Origin of the sequence: Nocardia carnea, from assembly GCF_029868325.1 — a bacterium.
Classification (GTDB): domain Bacteria; phylum Actinomycetota; class Actinomycetes; order Mycobacteriales; family Mycobacteriaceae; genus Nocardia; species Nocardia carnea_C.
Genome location: NZ_JARWNW010000256.1, coordinates 1 through 16678 on the forward strand (window position 1 = coordinate 1; position 16678 = coordinate 16678).

Below are 16678 nucleotides of genomic sequence, written 5' to 3' on the forward strand. Positions count from 1 at the left end.
TCTGCGTTCGGTGTTTTTTGTGGGCCATTTTTTTCGGCCTTTTTTTTTTTTTTCCTTTTTTAAATAATACCGGGGGGGGCGGCTCACCTTCGGGGTGGGTGGGGGGGGCCGGCTTAACCGCGGGCCCTTATATTTGCCCCCTTTTATATGTTATCCGCCAAATATAAAACCGGGGGGGGGCGGCCCCCCTCCGGGGTGGCGGGGGGGGGCGGCCCCACCGGCCCCCCCGTCGCTTCCGGTGGTGGTGTATTGAACGTTTCAGCGTCGGCAGTGGCTGACCGAAGAGGTTGCTGCCGCGTCGAAGTCTCGCTATTCCAGGACCGGCCGACGGGCCTGCAAGAAGGTATCGACGATGACCCCAGGGTCTGCGCTGCTGGACAGCGGTCCAGGTAACATCACAGAGCCGAGTACAGCGTTGACGATAACCTCCACCAATACCTCCGCCGATGTGTCGTCGGTCCGCATGTGTCGCTGTACCTCGGCCACCAACTCTTGCTTGCGCGGTATCAGGTATCTGTACAGATAGACATCCAGCGCGTCGCGATACTGTTCCTGCGAGCCCAGGAGTTTCCGCCAGACCCGCCCGTGGCGGGTGTCGGTCAGTCGTTCCCGAAGCTCGGACAGGGCGGCCACCAGAGTTTCTCGGAGGTCCGTGGAGACAGCGAGTGGAGGTTCTCGAACAAGGCTGTTCAGCGCGTATGCGACCAGTTCTGCCTTCGACGACCAGCGGCGGTAGATCGTCGGCTTGCCCACGTGAGCGGCCGCTGCGATCTTGTCCATGGTGAGGTTTTCGACGTTCTCGTTGTCGAGCAGGTCGAGGACCGCCTCGACGATGGCACGTTCGGCCCGTTCACCCCGAGAGGATGCAGCCGGTCGAATGCGGGCAAGATCTGAGGCACTCCTGTTCATCTCGGCGAGTTTACGTCGATCAGTGCTCCGGACTGTCGATCGCGACGGCGGATAGCAATCGAGAACGTCAGCGTGACGATCGCCGCGAGCGCTGCAACACCAGCTGCTGTTGCGGAAGCGAAATGCATCGCCGAGGTGAAGCTCTGATTCGCACCATCGAGAACACTCGGTCGCCCGGCGCCAGCTTCGAGGGCCGCGGCCAGCGAGCTGCCCGCGAGATCTTTCTCCTGCCAACTGAGCTCGCTCAGCTGGGGCCGGACCCCACTCTGGTACCTGGACCACAGGATCGAACCCAGTACTGCGACACCGAGCGCACTGCCGAGTTGGCGGAAGGTGTTGAGGAGAGCGGAACCTGCTCCAGCATGCGCTGCGGGCACACCGGCCATGGCAGCAGTGGTGCCGGGTGCGAGAACAAGCGCGAAGCCGAAGGCGGTAGTGAAGGTCAGGATTTCCCAGTAGGCGATATTCGAACGCATGTCCTGGGTGAGCAGCAGGGCCAGCGAGAGGGCGACCAGGAGCATTCCTGCCGCCATGGTCTCCAGCGCTCCCAGGATTTCGGCGATTTTTCGGGATATGGGTCCGCCGATGACTACTCCGGCAGAGAGAGGGATCAGCAGTAATCCGGTCTGGATCGGAGAGAACCCTCGTTGGACTTGAAGGTAGAACGTCGTGAAGTACAGATACCCATAAACTGCGAATGTGCCGAGTGTCAAGGCAACAACTGCGCAAGTGAACTGGGGGCGCTTGAAAAGTTCGGTTTCGACCAGAGGGTTCTTGTGTCGGGTCTCGGCCGCAACCAGTCCCCCGAGGACGATGACGCCCGTAATGATCGGCAGGAGCGTGTGGGCCGCGAGCCATTCCGAATCCTGACCACCACGGAGCACACCCCACACCAGAAGTGCAATACCTGCGATCGATGTCGCTACCGGTGCGAGTCGCAGCGCTTGGCCGGATGTGGGCGACTTTCCGGTTTCCGGGACCGTGAGAATCACGCCGAGGAAGGCGAGGAATGCGCCGGCCGACACCACTAGAAGCACCGAACCCCACCACATTCCAGCACTGAGAAATGCTCCTCCCAGGAGTGGCCCGAGAGCTATTGCGAGGCCCGACGAGGCCGCCCAGGCCGCGACAGCGCCCGGTACTCGTTCCTTCGAGAACGTTCGCACGATCACTGCCAGACTGATCGGCATGATCGCCGCGGCAAATACACCGCTGAGCCCGCGCATGACGATCAGCAGACCCGGCCCCTGTGCGAACGCCGCTACCGTAGTGGTGATCGAAAACCCCGCGAGCCCGCTCAGCAGCGTCCGGCGCAGCCCGTAGCGGTCACCGATTGCCCCTGCGACCAGGAGGAAACCGGCAAAGGTCAGGGTGTATGCATTAAGAATCCACTGTTGCTGGGTGTTGTTCGTCTCCAGCTCGATACGCAGCTCCGGCAGGGCGACATTGAGAATTGTCGTGCCCAGGAGAACTGCCGACACCGATAGGCTCAGCACGACGAGCATGCTGATCTCCCGTCTTGTGCCCATGGTCTGGGTAGCCACTTCTTCCTCCGATCGAAACGATACCGTTTCGTAGCGTATGGTTAGGCGTGGCTAAGTGCAAGTGTTTCCGGGAACCTGCGGGCGCAGGGCTGTTGTCGGCGCGCGTCTCGCGGATCGAGGTGTTCCGGCGGCTATCGTGGGTCGGTTTCCGGGTCTTCGGAGGAGTCGCGGTGGGTTGTGCCCTGATGGCATATGCGATCGAGGTGAATGTCGCAGAACAATCGGCTCGTAGAATGCTCGTGCAGGTTAAACGGGAACTTCTCCTGTGGTAATGACCAGTCCTCGTGCTGCTTCGTGCCCGGCGGCCGAGACGCGATGTGCATGAGCGCTTCGAAAGAAGTACGAATCCCCGGATTGCAGAATTATCGACGAACTTCCGCGAATCTCGATTTCCAGATTCCCTTCGAGGACGAACAGGAACTCTTCACCGTCGTGTTCGGACCAGTGCTGCATGCGGGTACCGGCGGAGTATTCGACGATGAGTGGAAGGAATGTTCTGTTTCGGCTCGGGGCGGCAAGGTAGACGTCGATGCCGTCTGCCATTGTGAACAGCAGTGGTGCGTCGCCGTTTCGGACCAGGTCCCGGTCGGTGTGGGCGGTGTCGAGGATCTCCGAGGCGCTCAACTCGTAGAACTCCAGTAGTGGCAGCAATCTCCCGAGGCTGATATCGGTTCGGCCTTGTTCGAGCAGTGACAGGAAGGATGTGGAGATCCCTGTGCCGGCGGCTATCGAAGCGAGGGTGAGGCCGCGTGACATTCTTGCCGATCGGAGCCTCTCTCCGAGTTGCAGGGCCCATGGTCGATCTTCTCCGGGGAGATTGGAGCGTGACCTCGACATCCCTTAATTCTATGTGGCTTTCGGGTACATGATGGGCGTGGGCGGCGTGGACGGGATGAACTCATACACTGGATGTACTCCAGTCTATAGGATAGGCTATGCGCTGGGGTTCGCGAGTCTGTCTGGTGAAGGAGATTTGAAGTGTCTGTGCGGTATGTGAACCCTCCGGGGCTCCCCAAGCTTCCGGGTGTCGCCTCGCATGGGGTTGTTCTCGAGTCGGCGGGTCTCGTCTACACATCCGGTCAGGTTGCCTGGGACAGCGAGGGTAATTTGGTCGAAGGTGATCTGGAGGCTCAGTTCCGTCGCGCTTACGCCAATATCGACACGGTATTGGAAGCTGCGGGTTCGTCCAGGGGAAAGGTTGTGAGCGAGACGGTATATCTCGCCGGATACTCGCCGGACAGAGCGGAGGAACTGATTCGAACCCTGACCGCTGCCCGGCCGGCCGGGGTATTGCCGCCCGCCAGTACGGCGGTTGGAGTCGAAACCCTTTTCGCTGCTGGGTTTCTGGTCGAGATCCAGGTCGTCGCGGCGTTGTGAGCGTTCGGGTGACGCTGTGTAGGTCGCCTTTCGAATGCCCCGGTCGGTGTGTAACCGGGGCGTCCGGAGATATGTCCGCCTTTCCTGGTTCGTAGGCGTTCCGGGGTCGGCCGGCCGGATGGTTTCGACGACGACGCCCGACATCGGCTGTGGCGATGCGGGATGGATCGCACCGTTGCCGATGGCTCCTAAATGGTGAGGTCGGCTGGCAGTATCTACTGCGTCTGCCGGCGCGTGTGATCCAGGGAAGACAGGATTCCGTCGATCCCGAACCGGAAGCGGTCATCGAACGCGGCTGATTCGTAATCGTCGAGGACTGCGGCGAGCGCTGGATACTCTGTGGGGGACACCTTGTCGAGCAGTCGATCATGGATCGAGAGAGGTGCTGCCTGCTCTTCTTGCACCAGTCCGAGGGTGAAGTAGAACAGGGCCCACATCGACCACGCCGCCACTTTCCTCGAGCCGGACTCGTCCAGTAGAACCGTTACCAGGCTGTTTGCGAACCTGAGTGTTCGGGGTTCGGCCGAGAAGGTACCGGACACCACGAGGGCGCCGTCGCGGTGACTGAGCAGGGTCTGTCGCAAGCGCAGCATCAGCTCGCGCGCCTGCTCCTTCCCGGTGCCGTCGAGGTTCGTCAGGCTCACCTCGCCGAGAATTGCCTCCGCCATCAATTCGAGAAGTCTCGATTTGGTTTTCACATGCCAGAGCACGGTGTTCATCCGCACATCGAGCCGGTCGGCGATTGCCCGGGTGGATACTGCGTCGAGTCCCTGCTCGTCCAGCACGTCGAGTGCGGCCCGGACCACGTCATCAGGTGTGAGTCCGATGCCTGCAGGTGATCGCCCCTTCGTGTTGGTCATTGATCAAGCATATTCCGGGACGGCTTTCCGGCGTTGCCGTGTGCCCGGCCGTATACGGCCGCGGTCGTTGCGGTGCGGAGTCGTGGACGTAACCCTTGCGTCTTGGTCAGTGACATAGAATACTGTTGAGATCGCTTGGTCATTGACCAATAATTGGATGAGGAGGCACGGTGAACCGACAAGTCGTGATCGCGGGGGGTGGGCCGACCGGATTCTGGCTGGCTTGTGAACTACAACTGGCCGGCGTGTCGACGCTGCTGCTCGAGCAAAACCTGACGATTCCCCCGCACTCGAGGGCTCTGACCATCCACCCCCGCACTGTGGAAGTGTTTGCGTCGCGGGATATGCACGCTCAATTCCTCGAGGAAGGTGGAAGAATACCGAGCGGGCACTTCGCCATCCTCGACGACCGGCTGGATTTCGAACCGCTGGATACCGAGTTCGCGTTCACTCTGGCGATACTTCAGGCGCGAACGACGGAGATACTGGAGCATCGCGCTCTCGAACTCGGAGCCGAGGTCCGGCGTGGGCACCAGGTAACGGGATTCGTCGAACAGTCCGGAAGTGTCTCGGTGACTGTTGACGGACCGGAGGGTCCTTACACTGTCGATGCGGATTACCTTGTCGGCTGCGACGGAACACGAAGCACGGTTCGGCAATGCGCCGGCATCGACTATCGGGGGACGGATTTCACGGTCCTGGGGTGGCTCGGTGATGTCATATTCGACAACCCGCCCGAGGAACATGCCATCAGTCGTTGGGGGCTGGACGGTTCGGTTCTGATCGTCAGGTTGCCGGATGGCCGTCACCGTCTCGCCGGCCTGTGCCCAGATGATGTTCGTACCGACTGGCCGGGGGAGTTCACCTTCGAGGAGCTGAAGTCCAAGACCCGGGCAATCATGGGGACGGACTTCGGTATGCACTCTCCGACCTGGCTTTCGCGCTATAGCAACACCAGTAGGCAGGCGGAATGCTACCGGAAGGGGCGAGTACTGCTCGCTGGAGACGCGGCCCATCAGCATATGCCGGCGGGCGGGGTCGGATTGAACATCGGTATTCAAGACGCGATGAATCTCGGCTGGAAGCTGGCGGCCACGGTCAACGGGTGGGCGCCGGAAGGGCTGCTCGACTCATATCACGAGGAGCGTCATCCGGTTGGACAGGACTTGTTGGAGCACACCCAGGCCCAGACGGCTCTGATGACCGCGTTCTCGGTCGAGGGGAAGGAACTCCGCTCGCTGTTCAGCAAGTTGATCGCCGAACAGCCGTCCTTGGAAAATGCTCTGGCCGAGAGGCTTTCCGGCCTATCGGTGCGATACGCAACCGCTGGGCAAGATGCCCATATGCTCGTGGGTCGTCGAGCTCCCGATCTGACATTCGAGAACTCCGATGAAACGCTCTTCGGCCTGTTGACGGAAGCGAAGTACGTGCTGCTCGATCTCACCTCCGCAGGGCACACGGCACCACGGGCTCTACAAGCCGAGGCGGCGCGGCAAGCCGGCCGGTTGACGATCCACCGCGCTCCGCTGTCCAGCGGCAACGACCGTCGGGCATGGGGGAGTGTTACCGCTGTCCTTGTCAGGCCGGATGGATACGTGGCCTGGGCGAGCGAGGCCTCCGACCCGGGTGATCTGTCCGTGGCAATCGACGAAGTCATCGGTGAAAATGGTTTGGACGGGTCGGTACAGAGCACGAAGGTTGCGTCAGCGACCTAGTTCGCGGCTCCCTCGCGGAGCGGTCGATTGTGCTTTCCGGGGTCTGCAACGGAAATCGCCTCGGCCCGGCGCGTGCGTTGTCCGGCATTGTCCGGGATTATTTTCAGTTGATGATTTCCTATTTATCCGGGCCGACGCCGTTCTTCATCGTGAATATTTCGGAGCACGGAAGACTCCTATCGGACAATTCGAATCCACGCACATCTGTATTCCGACCTCATGGTTCGTGCAGCAAACCGCCCAGTACTGCCGCGGCGTCCCCTCGGGGAGGACGGAACGTACACCCTCTGCGTGTGGCTGCCAAGGCGTTGCGGAACTCGGTCGTTACCTGCATGTGGCGCGGAACCGGCAGCTCGTTGTCGGCGTCCGGCCGACGCTTCGGCCCCGACTGCCAGGGCTGGGCACTGTGCCCAGGTCTCCGCGGAATATGTAAGAAAATGACAGTGTCAAATGCGTCACTCATGACCTACTGTGCATAGACCGGAGCCGAAAGTGGTGCCGGAGTCGAATATTGAAACATCGGTGGACCGCACTGCCGTAACGTCACGATGTGTCGGCTTCGAACTCGATAACAACTATGGATTGCCCACAACTTGTCCGTAATTCCCTCTTTCTGCCGTGGAATCGATCGGTGAGGGTGAAAGGTGCACCGTGCCGAGATGGATTGCTGTTTCCGCGGCGAGAAAGAATCGACATGAGCTCGCACCGCACGAGCTGAGGAGATGACATGGCATTCGCCGAGCGAATCGGGTTGTTACTGGCCAGCGGTACGCCGCCCGAGCGAATCGCGGAAATCTCGAGGAACGCGGAACGGACGGGGTTTCACGAATTGTGGCTCCCCGAGGACTACTTCTTTCTCGGAGGTGTGTCCGGCGCCGCCATCGCGCTGAGTGCCACCCGGGAGATCCCGGTCGGCATCGGTGTCATGGCGTCGACGGTGCGGCATCCGGCTGTCACCGCGATGGAGATCGCCACCTTGGCGCGAGCCTATCCGAACCGGATCCTGCCGGGCATCGGGCACGGTATTCCGGCATGGATCGGACAGATGGGGCTGACGCCACGGTCTCCGATGGCGGCACTGCGTGAATCCCTGACCTCGATCCGGGCGCTCCTCGGTGGAGAGTCGGTGTCCGTGGAGGGCAAGGCTTTCACTCTTCGTGATGTGGCCTTGACGCACGCGCCGGGCACCCACGTCCCTCTGTACACCGGCGTATTGGGCGACAAGGGAATCGCGCTCACCGGCGAACTGGCCGATGGCCTTCTCGTGAGCGCCCTGTCTCCTGTCGAATATGTGGCCGCTGCCAGGGCAAAGCTGGATACGGCGGCATCCGAAGCCGGCCGTGCAGAGCGCCTTGGGGTTTCGGTTCTTCTACTGGCGAACGTGACCGACGAGGAATCCGATATTCCCGCGATGCGCCAGGAGATGCGCCAACTCCTCGCCTTTTATATCGCGGCAACCGGTCCCTGTCCGCTCTTCGGGGCGATCGGGGCGAACGATCGGATCAGCGACATGCTCTCCCGTGGAGGCCCTGAGGTTGTGGCATCGGAGATGCCGGAGTCGTGGATCGATGCCCTGGCCTTCGTGGGGTCTGTGGAGGGCTGTCGCGAACGGATCAGGCAGTACTTCGGTGCGGGAGCCGATTCTGTCGTCATCTCGCCGATACCGGCCGACCGTGCCGACCGGACCCTTTCCGCCCTCGAGCGGACGCTTGCCTGAACCGAGGGAGGCCCGGCGCAGCGTCCGCCCCGCCGGAGTGCGTGTGCCCCGACACCGTCGACCGAACGTATCCGAGGAACAAGAGGAGAAGCCCGATGACCACTGCGACCGACGAGACCCGAGAAATCGAAGCTGTTCACGCTGCCTGGTTCCAGGCCAATATCGGACTGCAGATCGAGAAGATGATCGAACAGTTTCCCGAGGGCGAGGCGTACCTCCAATATAATTTGAACGGGCTCACCTATCGCGGGGTACACGATAAAGCGAAACTCTGGGCAGGGCTCCAGCGAGTCGGAAGTACGATCACATCGATCGAGGAATCCGACCCGATCGTTGTGCACGTCGAAGGCGACACGGCCTGGATCGCCGGGGAGGCGGTCGCGCAGATCGTGCTCACGGAAGCGTCCGGGGCTCCGACCGTAGTGCCGTTCCGCTACACGGAGATCTATCGTAAGGACGACAACGCCGGCAATCCCCGGTGGACTATTTGGCATATGCACTGCAGCCCCGCCGCCCCCGAAGGCACGCTCAAGTACGGGGACGAATGAATGCCGGCCGATAGCAACACCATGTCCGGCAGCCCGGCTGTGCGGGTCGACGGGCCCGCGGGAACCATTCTCACCTACCCTTCGTGCGCCGCACTGCCCGCCCAGGGGGCTGTGGTCTTCGTCCATCCGATCAACACATCCGGCCCGGTATGGGATGCCGTGCGAGACGAGCTCCGGCGGCCGTCACTGGCGCTCGACCTTCGCGGCCACGGCGCATCGACCATGTCCGGCCCGTTCACCGTCGATGATTGGGTTGCCGATGTCCGCGCGGCAATGGATGCGCACGGTATTCGATCGGCACACTTCGTCGGCGGCTCACTCGGTGGAACCATCAGCGCCTCGCTGGCTGTCGAACAGCCCGAACGGGCACTGAGTATTGCTGCATTCGGCAGCACACTCGGGACGCAGGTGGGCAATAACGCGATCGAGGCGATGGTCGGGGAGTTGGAAGCAGCGGGATCGGCTGCGTATTTCGCCACGATCACTCCCGAAGTCCTGGGACCGGAATTTCGTGGCGCCCGGTCGCTGGGGCGTGCCCTGGACGTCATCGGAGTTCGCCCGGTTCCTGTCGTCGCCGACATCTTGAGAGGTGCGTTCGGCGCCGACATCCGAGACCGCGCGGCACGAGTTCGATGTCCCGTTCTCGCGGTCGCCGGGACTTTCGACCCGACATGTCCCGTGGCGATGTCGGTCGAATTCGCCGAGGTGACGGGAGGGGCACACGACACGATCGAGGGTGTCGGCCACCTGCCCATGATCGAGGCACCCGACGAGGTGCTTCGACGGCTGAACGCCTTCTGGGGACAGCGGTGAGGGCGAGGGAGCAGTTATGACGTATTCGATCGTCGCGCGTGACAGCCGGACCGGGCAACTGGGCGTGGGCGCGCAGTCCCATTTCTTCGGTGTCGGACGGCTGGCAGGCTGGCTCGAACCCGGAGTCGGCGCGGTGGCGACCCAGGCGTTCGTCAACATCGACTTCGGGCCACTCGCACTCGAGCGCCTGCGGCGCGGTCAGGACAGCGTCGACGTGCTGCGCCAACTGGTGGGCTCCGACGAAATGCGAGACTACCGCCAGCTGGCAGTGGTCGCCGCGGATGGCACGGTTGCCACACACACGGGCGACAGATGTGTGCCCGCGTCGGGTCAGCGAATCGGTGACGGTGTAGCCGTGCTGGGGAACATGCTGGCCTCACCCGGGGTCCCGGAGGCGATGTCGGCCGCCTACGAGCAAGCCCGAGGTGCACTCGCCGACAAGATCCTGGCGGCCCTCGAGGCCGGCGAAAGCGCTGGTGGCGACGCACGAGGAAGCCAGTCCGCGTTCATTCGCGTGGTGTCGGGGACGCGGTCGGCGCGGCCGTGGCAGGAGACACTGATCGACATCAGGGTCGACGATCACGACGATCCCGTCGGAGAACTGGCTCGGCTGCTGCCGCGTGTTCGTGCGTTCGAGGCGGTCGGATCGGTGATGTTCGCCCCACGGGTCATGGTCGGCGGCTTCCGCGATGTCACCGAGCGTGAACTCGAGAGTTCGCTCGAGCGCCTGGCGGCGGCCGCGGCGGTCCTCACCGACAACAACGAAGCCGCCTTCTGGCGTGCGGTGCTGCTGGCCAGGGCAGGACGGACCCGGGAAGCCGCGGACGCGTTCACCGGAATCTTCTCCCGTGCAGAACACCTGCGCCCGTTTCTCCGTTCCGTGGGGGACGCGGGGATCATCGACGAAGCCGAGCAGTACCTATGACCGAACCGGTAGTTCCGACATCCGTCGAAGTTCTCCACCGACGAGTTTCGCCGCACCGGGTAGCAGAGCTCACCGCGAGCTTGATCCGTTGTGACACCTCGAACCCTCCCGGCGGCGAACAGAGCATCATCCCGGTACTCACAGATGTACTCGTCGAAACCGGCTGTTCCGTCGAGGTATTCGAGACCACGCCGGGCCGTCCGTCCCTGGTGGCCAAGCTGGGTCCGGCCGATGGTACTCGTCCGATCCTGATGTTCAACGGTCATATCGACGTAGTGCCGGCGCGCCGCGATGAATGGGAAGTCGATCCCTTCGGCGGAGTGGTCGAGGAGGACCGAGTCCGCGGACGCGGCGCGTGTGACATGAAAGGAGGAATCGCCGCGGTCATCGAAGCTCTCACAGTGTGCAACGAGGCGGGGGCAAGGCTCGACTCCGATATCGTGCTGCACTTGGTAGCCGACGAGGAGACGGGCGGCGCTCATGGCACGGAGGCGCTGGCGGACGCGGGGTTGATCGAAGCCGATGCCTGCATCATTCCCGAGCCGACCGAAATGCAGATCGGGATTGCCGAGCGTGGGTGCCTCGTCGCGGATATCTTCGTGTACGGCCGCGCTGCGCATGCAAGTGACCCGGCGCTCGGGCACTCTGCGATCATGGATGCGGCGCGTGTCGTCGCAGCGTTGCACCTCGCCGATTTCGGTGAGCCGGGGCATCCTCTACTCGGTAGGCCGTCGTGCAATGCCGGGACGATTTCGGGCGGCACTTCGGCGAACGTGGTAGCCAGTGAATGCGTCGTACGCATCGATCGACGCACGCTGCCGGGGGATTCTCGAGAGCACGTATTGAAATCCATCACGGACGAACTCGACCGATTGAGCCCGAAGATAGATTATCGAATCGAACCGTACTTGTTCGTCGAGGCATCCGAGATCCGCCGCGACGCGCCCTTCGTCCGGTATCTGCAGCATATCGCGTCGGGCCGGAACAGCAGCCCTGCCGAGGTACAGGGCTCGTACCTCGGCAGTGACGCACGGACTCTCCGCAATCGCCTCGGAATCCCGACCGTGCTCTACGGCCCAGGGTCCGTGAGTCAGGCGCACACCCCCGACGAATGGGTCATGACCGACGATTTGGTCGCGATTGCCAAATCCTTTGTCTCTATCCTCACGACATTCGGCACTCGTTCGTCGATGGACCGGGCAGCGGACGGAAGAATGCACTCGTTGCCATGAGTGCGAGGGAGTGCGGTCGGTGATGAGCAAGAGCATCGGTGCGAATGACGTCGAGAGGCTGGCGCTCGGGGCGTCTTTTCTCGCCTCCGGAGGTGGCGGCGCCCCATACCATCCAGTTCTCATAGCGCAGGAAGCACTGTCACGGCACGGTGCGGTCACCCTCGTCGGGCCGGAAGAACTTCCGCCGGAGGCGCTACTGCTACCTGTGGTGATCGGTGGTCCGCCCAGCGCGGTCGTCGAATCGCTGCCCAGTATCGAGCAGATCCACCGATTGCGGGCAGCAGCCGAGGACGTGAGCGGCGCGAGCTGTGCGGCTGTCCTTCCGGTTCAGATCGGTCCGGTCAATACTGTGTTCCCGGTGGCGGCCGCCGCTGAACTGGGATTGCCCTGCGTCGATGCCGACATCATGCAGCACTGCTTCCCTTCACTCGAGATGACGTCGCTGGCCCTCAACGGCCTGCCGATGTCACCGGTCGTGATGGTCGACGCGCTCGGCGCCTACAGCATCATTCAGGCCGGTACCGATCGGGCAGGAGGCCGGTTGCTCCGGGCCACATTGGCCGAGATGGGAATGGTCGCGTTGGTCAGTGCCTACCGGGTGAATGCGGATATCTGCCGCAGCTTCGGTGACGTCGGCTCCATCTCACGCTGTATGGCACTGGGTGAACTGGTCGTGCGAATGCAGTCCGGTGAGAGCGCCGCATTCGACGAGTGCCTTCAATTCTGTCGCGGGGTCGTTGTCTTCGAGGGTGTCGTCATAGAGGACCATCACGACATCACCGCCGACATCCCGCGCGGGGTGATCACCGCGCTCGGCGAGTCCACTCGGGGGAGTATTCTGCGCCTCGACCACAGAGGCGAGAACGTGGCAGCCACGGTGGACGGCATTGTGGCGGCTATGGTTCCGGACATCATCACGGTAATCGACGTCGACACCGGCGCCGTCGTTCAGAGTCCGGACGTTCTCCCGGGGCAACGGGTCCGAGTTCTGTCGATTCCGGCCGATGATCGTTGGCATACCACGGCAGCGAAAAGGATCATCGGCCCAGCAGAGTTCGGGCTGCCGCCGGCCGTGGTAACCGGGGGCCTCCGATGATTTCCGGATGCACAGTGGGGATAGCGTTGGGAGACAGCGTAACCGCGATCGCGACCGACGACGGAGGAACGGTGGTCTCCCGGGCCGCATCGGCGGGGCCTACCTCGCAGGCCCTGCCGGAGATCCTCGACCGTATCTGCAACGGCAGGATCGACAGGGTGATGGTTGCCGGGTTGTACGACTTCGACGAGACCCGCCTGCCCGACGAGAAGGTAGGAGTCCTCCGGATCGCCGCACCGTCGAGCACCTCGGCCTCACCACTGGCCGGGTGGCCGCCGCGGCTCGCACGCCAGGTAGCCGGATGCGTAGCGGTGGTGTCGGGCGGACACCATTTCGATGGAAGTTCACGGTGCCCCCTGGATGTCGATGCTGTAGCCCGTTTCGCATCCCGATGCCGGCGCGGTGGAATTCGTGCCGTTGCAATCGTGGGCACCAATTCCCAGTCGGCCCCCGAGCACGAGATCCGGGCGGCCGAGATCGTGGCCGAGGTCTTGGGTCCGCGCGCACATCTGGTGTTGGGCAGTACAATTCCGGGTATCGGCCTGATCGAGCGGGAGAATGCAGCTGTCGTCGAAGCTGTGCTCGTGCCGGATGCTTTGAGCAGAGTCGACGCGCTCTCGGCTGCTTTGAATAGGCGGGGAGTGGACACAGAACTCCATTTCGTCACCGGAAATGGCACGCTCGTATCCACGACCGAGTTGATCGCGCATCCATTGAAGTCACATCGGTCTCTTCTGGCAAGTGCGCTGAACGGCGTCGCGCACGAGTTCGGAGTCGCCGATATGGCTGTTATCGATGCCCGCGGGAGTGCTGTGCAAGTATTCACTGTTTCGGATGGAATCCCGGATCAGGGGCGTTCGGGAACAACAATTTTCGGAGTCCGCACGGCCCTGGCTGACCTTCGAGTACTGACCCTGCCCGGCGACAACGACACTCGGATCCTCGAGTGCCTCGAACGAATACGACTGTGGATGGGCGAGGTTCCGGTCATCCGGGTAAAGGGCGACAGGGTTGACGACCTCGGCCCCGAGCTGCCGACGGTGATCGATTCCGGTCTCGGCGGATGGGAGGCTGCCACCGGAGCCGCCGCGGCCGAGGTCGGCGGGATCAGCGACCGCGTCTTCACATTCGCGGATTCCACCTATGACGAAGCTGTCCGGGCCGCGCGGGCCGAGGCCGTCGACGCGGCAATACGGGCGGGGGCAGACCCGGCCGGTGTCGGCATTGCCCGGTTCACGGACACACCACTCACTTATGTCGCCAGCACAAGTGCTCGCTTCAGTGTCACGGCACGGGGGCCGCTCCTGTGAACGGCGCTCCGATCACGGTGGGGCAGCTGCTCGAACATGGAGCTCTTCCCGAATATCACGTCGTCGGCGGGCGATCCGGCCTGGGGCGGTCGGTGGCTCGCGTGCTTCCGTGTACCGATGTACACGATCTCGACTTCGTCGAATCCGATTCGCTGGTGGTGTTCACCCGGGGAGCGATCGGCCTGAGCAACCTGACGACCGATCTTGCCATCAGGCTTGCCCGCAGTGCCGGGGTCGCCGGAATAGTCGCCGAGGCATCGACACGAGATGCGGCGCTGGCGACCAAGCGACTGGCCGATACGTTGTCGATGCCATTGATCGCGGTCCCTCCGCAACACCTCGATCGGATCATCGCGCGATGTGACCCCTTCGTTCGGGCGCCGGAGATCCACGCCCTTCGAGTCCTCGGGGAGACGATCGAGCGATTTCTCACTCCGCCCACCGATTCCGGCGAACTGGTCGACAAGTTGCGACAGCTCCTCGGTATTCCGGTCGCGCTCGTCGACAGCGAAGGGCATCTGGTTGCCGGCGACTCGAAATGCCACGGGGAGGCCAATACGCCAGAAGGGCGCTGGTCGATGTCGGTCATGCGGCCGATGGCCGGGATGTTCGAGAACGGGGCGGGGCGAATGGTCCTGGTGCAGCCCATTCAGACCGATCGCCGGGCGCCGGCGAATCTGTGGTTGGTCGCCGTGACGGATCTTCTTCCGGCGCGGCTCTACCGGCCGGTTCTCCATGCCCTGGGCGTGGCCGCGTTGTCCTACGCCGGCCACCTTGCGTCACAGGCCACTCGAATCGAACGAGAGAGCAGACATCGCTCGATGCTGCTGGCGGAGTTGATCGAGTCCGAGGAAGTCTCCGCCAGCACGCTGGAGAAGATGAGTGCGCTTCGGTGGCGGCTCGGAGGCTGGCATACGGCTGTGTACATCACGGCGCGGCGTATCGAGGCGGGTCCGGCGGGTCGTCTCACGGTGAGGCCCCTGGAGAACCTTGTTGCCGTAAAGTTCGGTACCTTTGTGATCGAACAGTCGGACGGACTCGTGTTCTGGACCACGAGCGAAGTGCCGGAGGCCGAGCCGGGCGACCTCGGCCATATCGACTCGGTTCGTGAGCTGTTGAGCACAATCGATCCCCGTGACGCATGGGGTCTATGCGCGGGCGTCGGCAGCAGCGAGCTCGGTGCCGCGGGCATCAAGCGGTCTCTGTCCGGAGCCAGGAAAGCAGCCCTGGTCGCGCAGGGCCGCACGGATTCCTTCGCCGTCGAACACGCGGCCGCAGCCAGTGCCGCGGCACTGCTGGCCGGCTGGTTCAGCAACAATTCGCTTCGGGATGCAGCCTCCGAGATTCTGGGCCGACTTGTTGCGGCCGACCCGAACCACCAACTCCTCAGGACCCTGCGCTGCTATCTCGATTACGAGTCGTCGGCCACCAATACAGCTGAAAAGCTGGGTGTGCATCGCAATACTGTTCTGCTGCGTCTGGAGCGTATCCGGGCTCTGCTGGACGTTGACCTGGGGAATGTGGATGATCGACTTCTATTGCAGCTCGCCACTCGCGCCTTTGTCTCGGAGAAGGGCACCTGACTGCGGGTCCGGCCTCTCTTCCTTGACAATCGCGACTATCGATTGATTCCCGAAGCATATATCCGGCATGGCAGTTCGTGTCGATCTGTCGGCGCATTTTTTATTCGGTGCGCATGTGCGATACCCAACTGTGCCGAGTGGACGGTAGTCCAATATGCGACGGCGAAGATCGGTGTGGTCCTCGTAAATATCAACCCCGCATATCGTTCCCATGAATTGCAGTATGTTCTCGACCAGGCCGGGGTCCGGCTGCTCATCGCCGCGCAAACGTTCAAGACGTCGGACTATGCGGCGATGATCGAGACCGTGCGCCCGAAATGTCCAACCCTCGAGTTCGTGGTCCTGCTCGGGGGAGACGAGTGGCACGAGCTGGTCGCCGGCGGTCGCGAAGCGCATGCCGCGAACCCCGGAACCCTGACAACGGCGCAGGCGGCACGCAGCGCGGACGATCCGATCAATATCCAATACACATCGGGTACGACCGGGTTCCCCAAAGGCGCGACTCTCAGCCACCACAACATCCTCAACAATGGGTACCTCGTCGGCCGGCTCTGCCATTACACCGAACTGGACCGAATCTGCATACCCGTCCCCTTCTATCACTGCTTCGGGATGGTGATGGGGAATCTGGCCTGCACCAGCCATGGTGCTGCGCCGGTTATTCCGGCGCCTGCGTTCGACCCCAGGACCACGCTCGAAGCCGTCGAGGCGGAGCGATGCACCGCGCTCTACGGTGTGCCGACGATGTTCATCGCGGAGTTGGCCAGACAGTGACCGGCAAGGTTCGCAAGGTCGAGATGCGCGAGAAGTCGATCGAACTGCTCGGCGACAGTGAACAAGAGTGATCACGGCAGGGATGCGCACGATCTGACGGCCGGTCTGTGCCGTGCGGTGGTGGGGGCCGGTACGCGTGCGGGTTTACCGTTTCGAGAGTCGTTCTTGTTGGTTGTGTGTGTGATGGTGCCGGGTGAGTCCGTGGGGTGGTGATGTGTGCGCCGTCGGTGGGGACCGTGCGGTCAGCGCCTCAGTTGCTGTGCGCCTTTCTAGGG

The 16678-nt window shown here is 62.7% G+C and carries 14 protein-coding genes and 1 pseudogene; 11 read left to right on the plus strand and 4 right to left on the minus strand.

Going from position 1 to position 16678, the window contains the following annotated elements:
- Window positions 1-309 precede the first annotated feature (309 nt).
- The 3 genes from QH196_RS23145 to QH196_RS23155 form a co-directional block, all read right to left on the minus strand.
- Window positions 310-909, minus strand: a complete 600-nt coding sequence (locus tag QH196_RS23145) for a TetR/AcrR family transcriptional regulator (protein WP_280417922.1) — start codon at window positions 907-909, stop codon at window positions 310-312.
- Window positions 906-2453, minus strand: coding sequence for an MFS transporter (locus tag QH196_RS23150; protein WP_280417923.1), 1548 nt, complete (start codon window positions 2451-2453; stop codon window positions 906-908). Before QH196_RS23150 ends, QH196_RS23145 begins: the two co-directional genes overlap by 4 nt.
- Before the next feature lie 246 nt (window positions 2454-2699).
- Window positions 2700-3290, minus strand: a complete 591-nt coding sequence (locus QH196_RS23155; RefSeq protein WP_280417924.1) for a helix-turn-helix domain-containing protein — start codon at window positions 3288-3290, stop codon at window positions 2700-2702.
- 147 nt (window positions 3291-3437) lie between these two features.
- Here QH196_RS23155 and QH196_RS23160 point away from each other — a divergent pair, with 147 nt between their 5' ends.
- Complete coding sequence (locus QH196_RS23160; RefSeq protein WP_280417925.1) at window positions 3438-3830, plus strand: RidA family protein; 393 nt, start codon at window positions 3438-3440, stop codon at window positions 3828-3830.
- Between the two features lie 215 nt (window positions 3831-4045).
- On the opposite strand, the gene QH196_RS23165 is transcribed toward QH196_RS23160, so the two are convergent.
- Window positions 4046-4690, minus strand: coding sequence for a TetR/AcrR family transcriptional regulator C-terminal domain-containing protein (locus tag QH196_RS23165; RefSeq protein ID WP_280417926.1), 645 nt, complete (start codon window positions 4688-4690; stop codon window positions 4046-4048).
- A 170-nt stretch (window positions 4691-4860) separates the two neighbouring features.
- On the opposite strand from QH196_RS23165, the gene QH196_RS23170 reads away from it, so the two are divergent.
- The 10 genes and pseudogenes from QH196_RS23170 to QH196_RS23215 form a co-directional block, all read left to right on the plus strand.
- On the plus strand, window positions 4861-6405 hold the full coding sequence (locus tag QH196_RS23170) for an FAD-dependent monooxygenase (protein WP_280417927.1): 1545 nt from the start codon (window positions 4861-4863) through the stop codon (window positions 6403-6405).
- Between the two features lie 727 nt (window positions 6406-7132).
- The gene (locus tag QH196_RS23175; RefSeq protein WP_280417928.1) at window positions 7133-8122 is read left to right on the plus strand and encodes an LLM class flavin-dependent oxidoreductase; all 990 of its coding nucleotides are present in this window, start codon (window positions 7133-7135) and stop codon (window positions 8120-8122) included.
- A gap of 95 nt (window positions 8123-8217) precedes the next feature.
- Window positions 8218-8670, plus strand: a complete 453-nt coding sequence (locus tag QH196_RS23180; RefSeq protein ID WP_280417929.1) for a YybH family protein — start codon at window positions 8218-8220, stop codon at window positions 8668-8670.
- Window positions 8671-9483 carry an alpha/beta fold hydrolase gene (locus tag QH196_RS23185; protein ID WP_280417930.1) on the plus strand — a complete coding sequence of 271 codons (813 nt, stop codon included), beginning with the start codon at window positions 8671-8673 and terminating at the stop codon, window positions 9481-9483.
- 16 nt (window positions 9484-9499) lie between these two features.
- A complete protein-coding gene (locus tag QH196_RS23190; protein ID WP_280417931.1) occupies window positions 9500-10408 on the plus strand; it encodes a DUF1028 domain-containing protein in 909 nt (302 codons plus the stop codon).
- Window positions 10405-11640, plus strand: a complete 1236-nt coding sequence (locus tag QH196_RS23195) for a M20 family metallopeptidase (RefSeq protein WP_280417932.1) — start codon at window positions 10405-10407, stop codon at window positions 11638-11640. Before QH196_RS23190 ends, QH196_RS23195 begins: the two co-directional genes overlap by 4 nt.
- A gap of 22 nt (window positions 11641-11662) precedes the next feature.
- Window positions 11663-12736 (plus strand): DUF917 domain-containing protein, encoded by a 1074-nt coding sequence (locus tag QH196_RS23200; RefSeq protein WP_280417933.1) that lies wholly within the window; start codon window positions 11663-11665, stop codon window positions 12734-12736.
- 26 nt (window positions 12737-12762) lie between these two features.
- Window positions 12763-14046: a hydantoinase/oxoprolinase N-terminal domain-containing protein gene (locus QH196_RS23205; protein WP_280417934.1), complete on the plus strand. Its 1284-nt coding sequence runs from the start codon at window positions 12763-12765 to the stop codon at window positions 14044-14046.
- A 155-nt stretch (window positions 14047-14201) separates the two neighbouring features.
- On the plus strand, window positions 14202-15629 hold the full coding sequence (locus QH196_RS23210) for a PucR family transcriptional regulator (RefSeq protein WP_280417935.1): 1428 nt from the start codon (window positions 14202-14204) through the stop codon (window positions 15627-15629).
- 123 nt (window positions 15630-15752) lie between these two features.
- Window positions 15753-16394 (plus strand): annotated as a pseudogene (locus QH196_RS23215) (AMP-binding protein); the annotation flags it as partial.
- Window positions 16395-16678 lie beyond the last annotated feature (284 nt).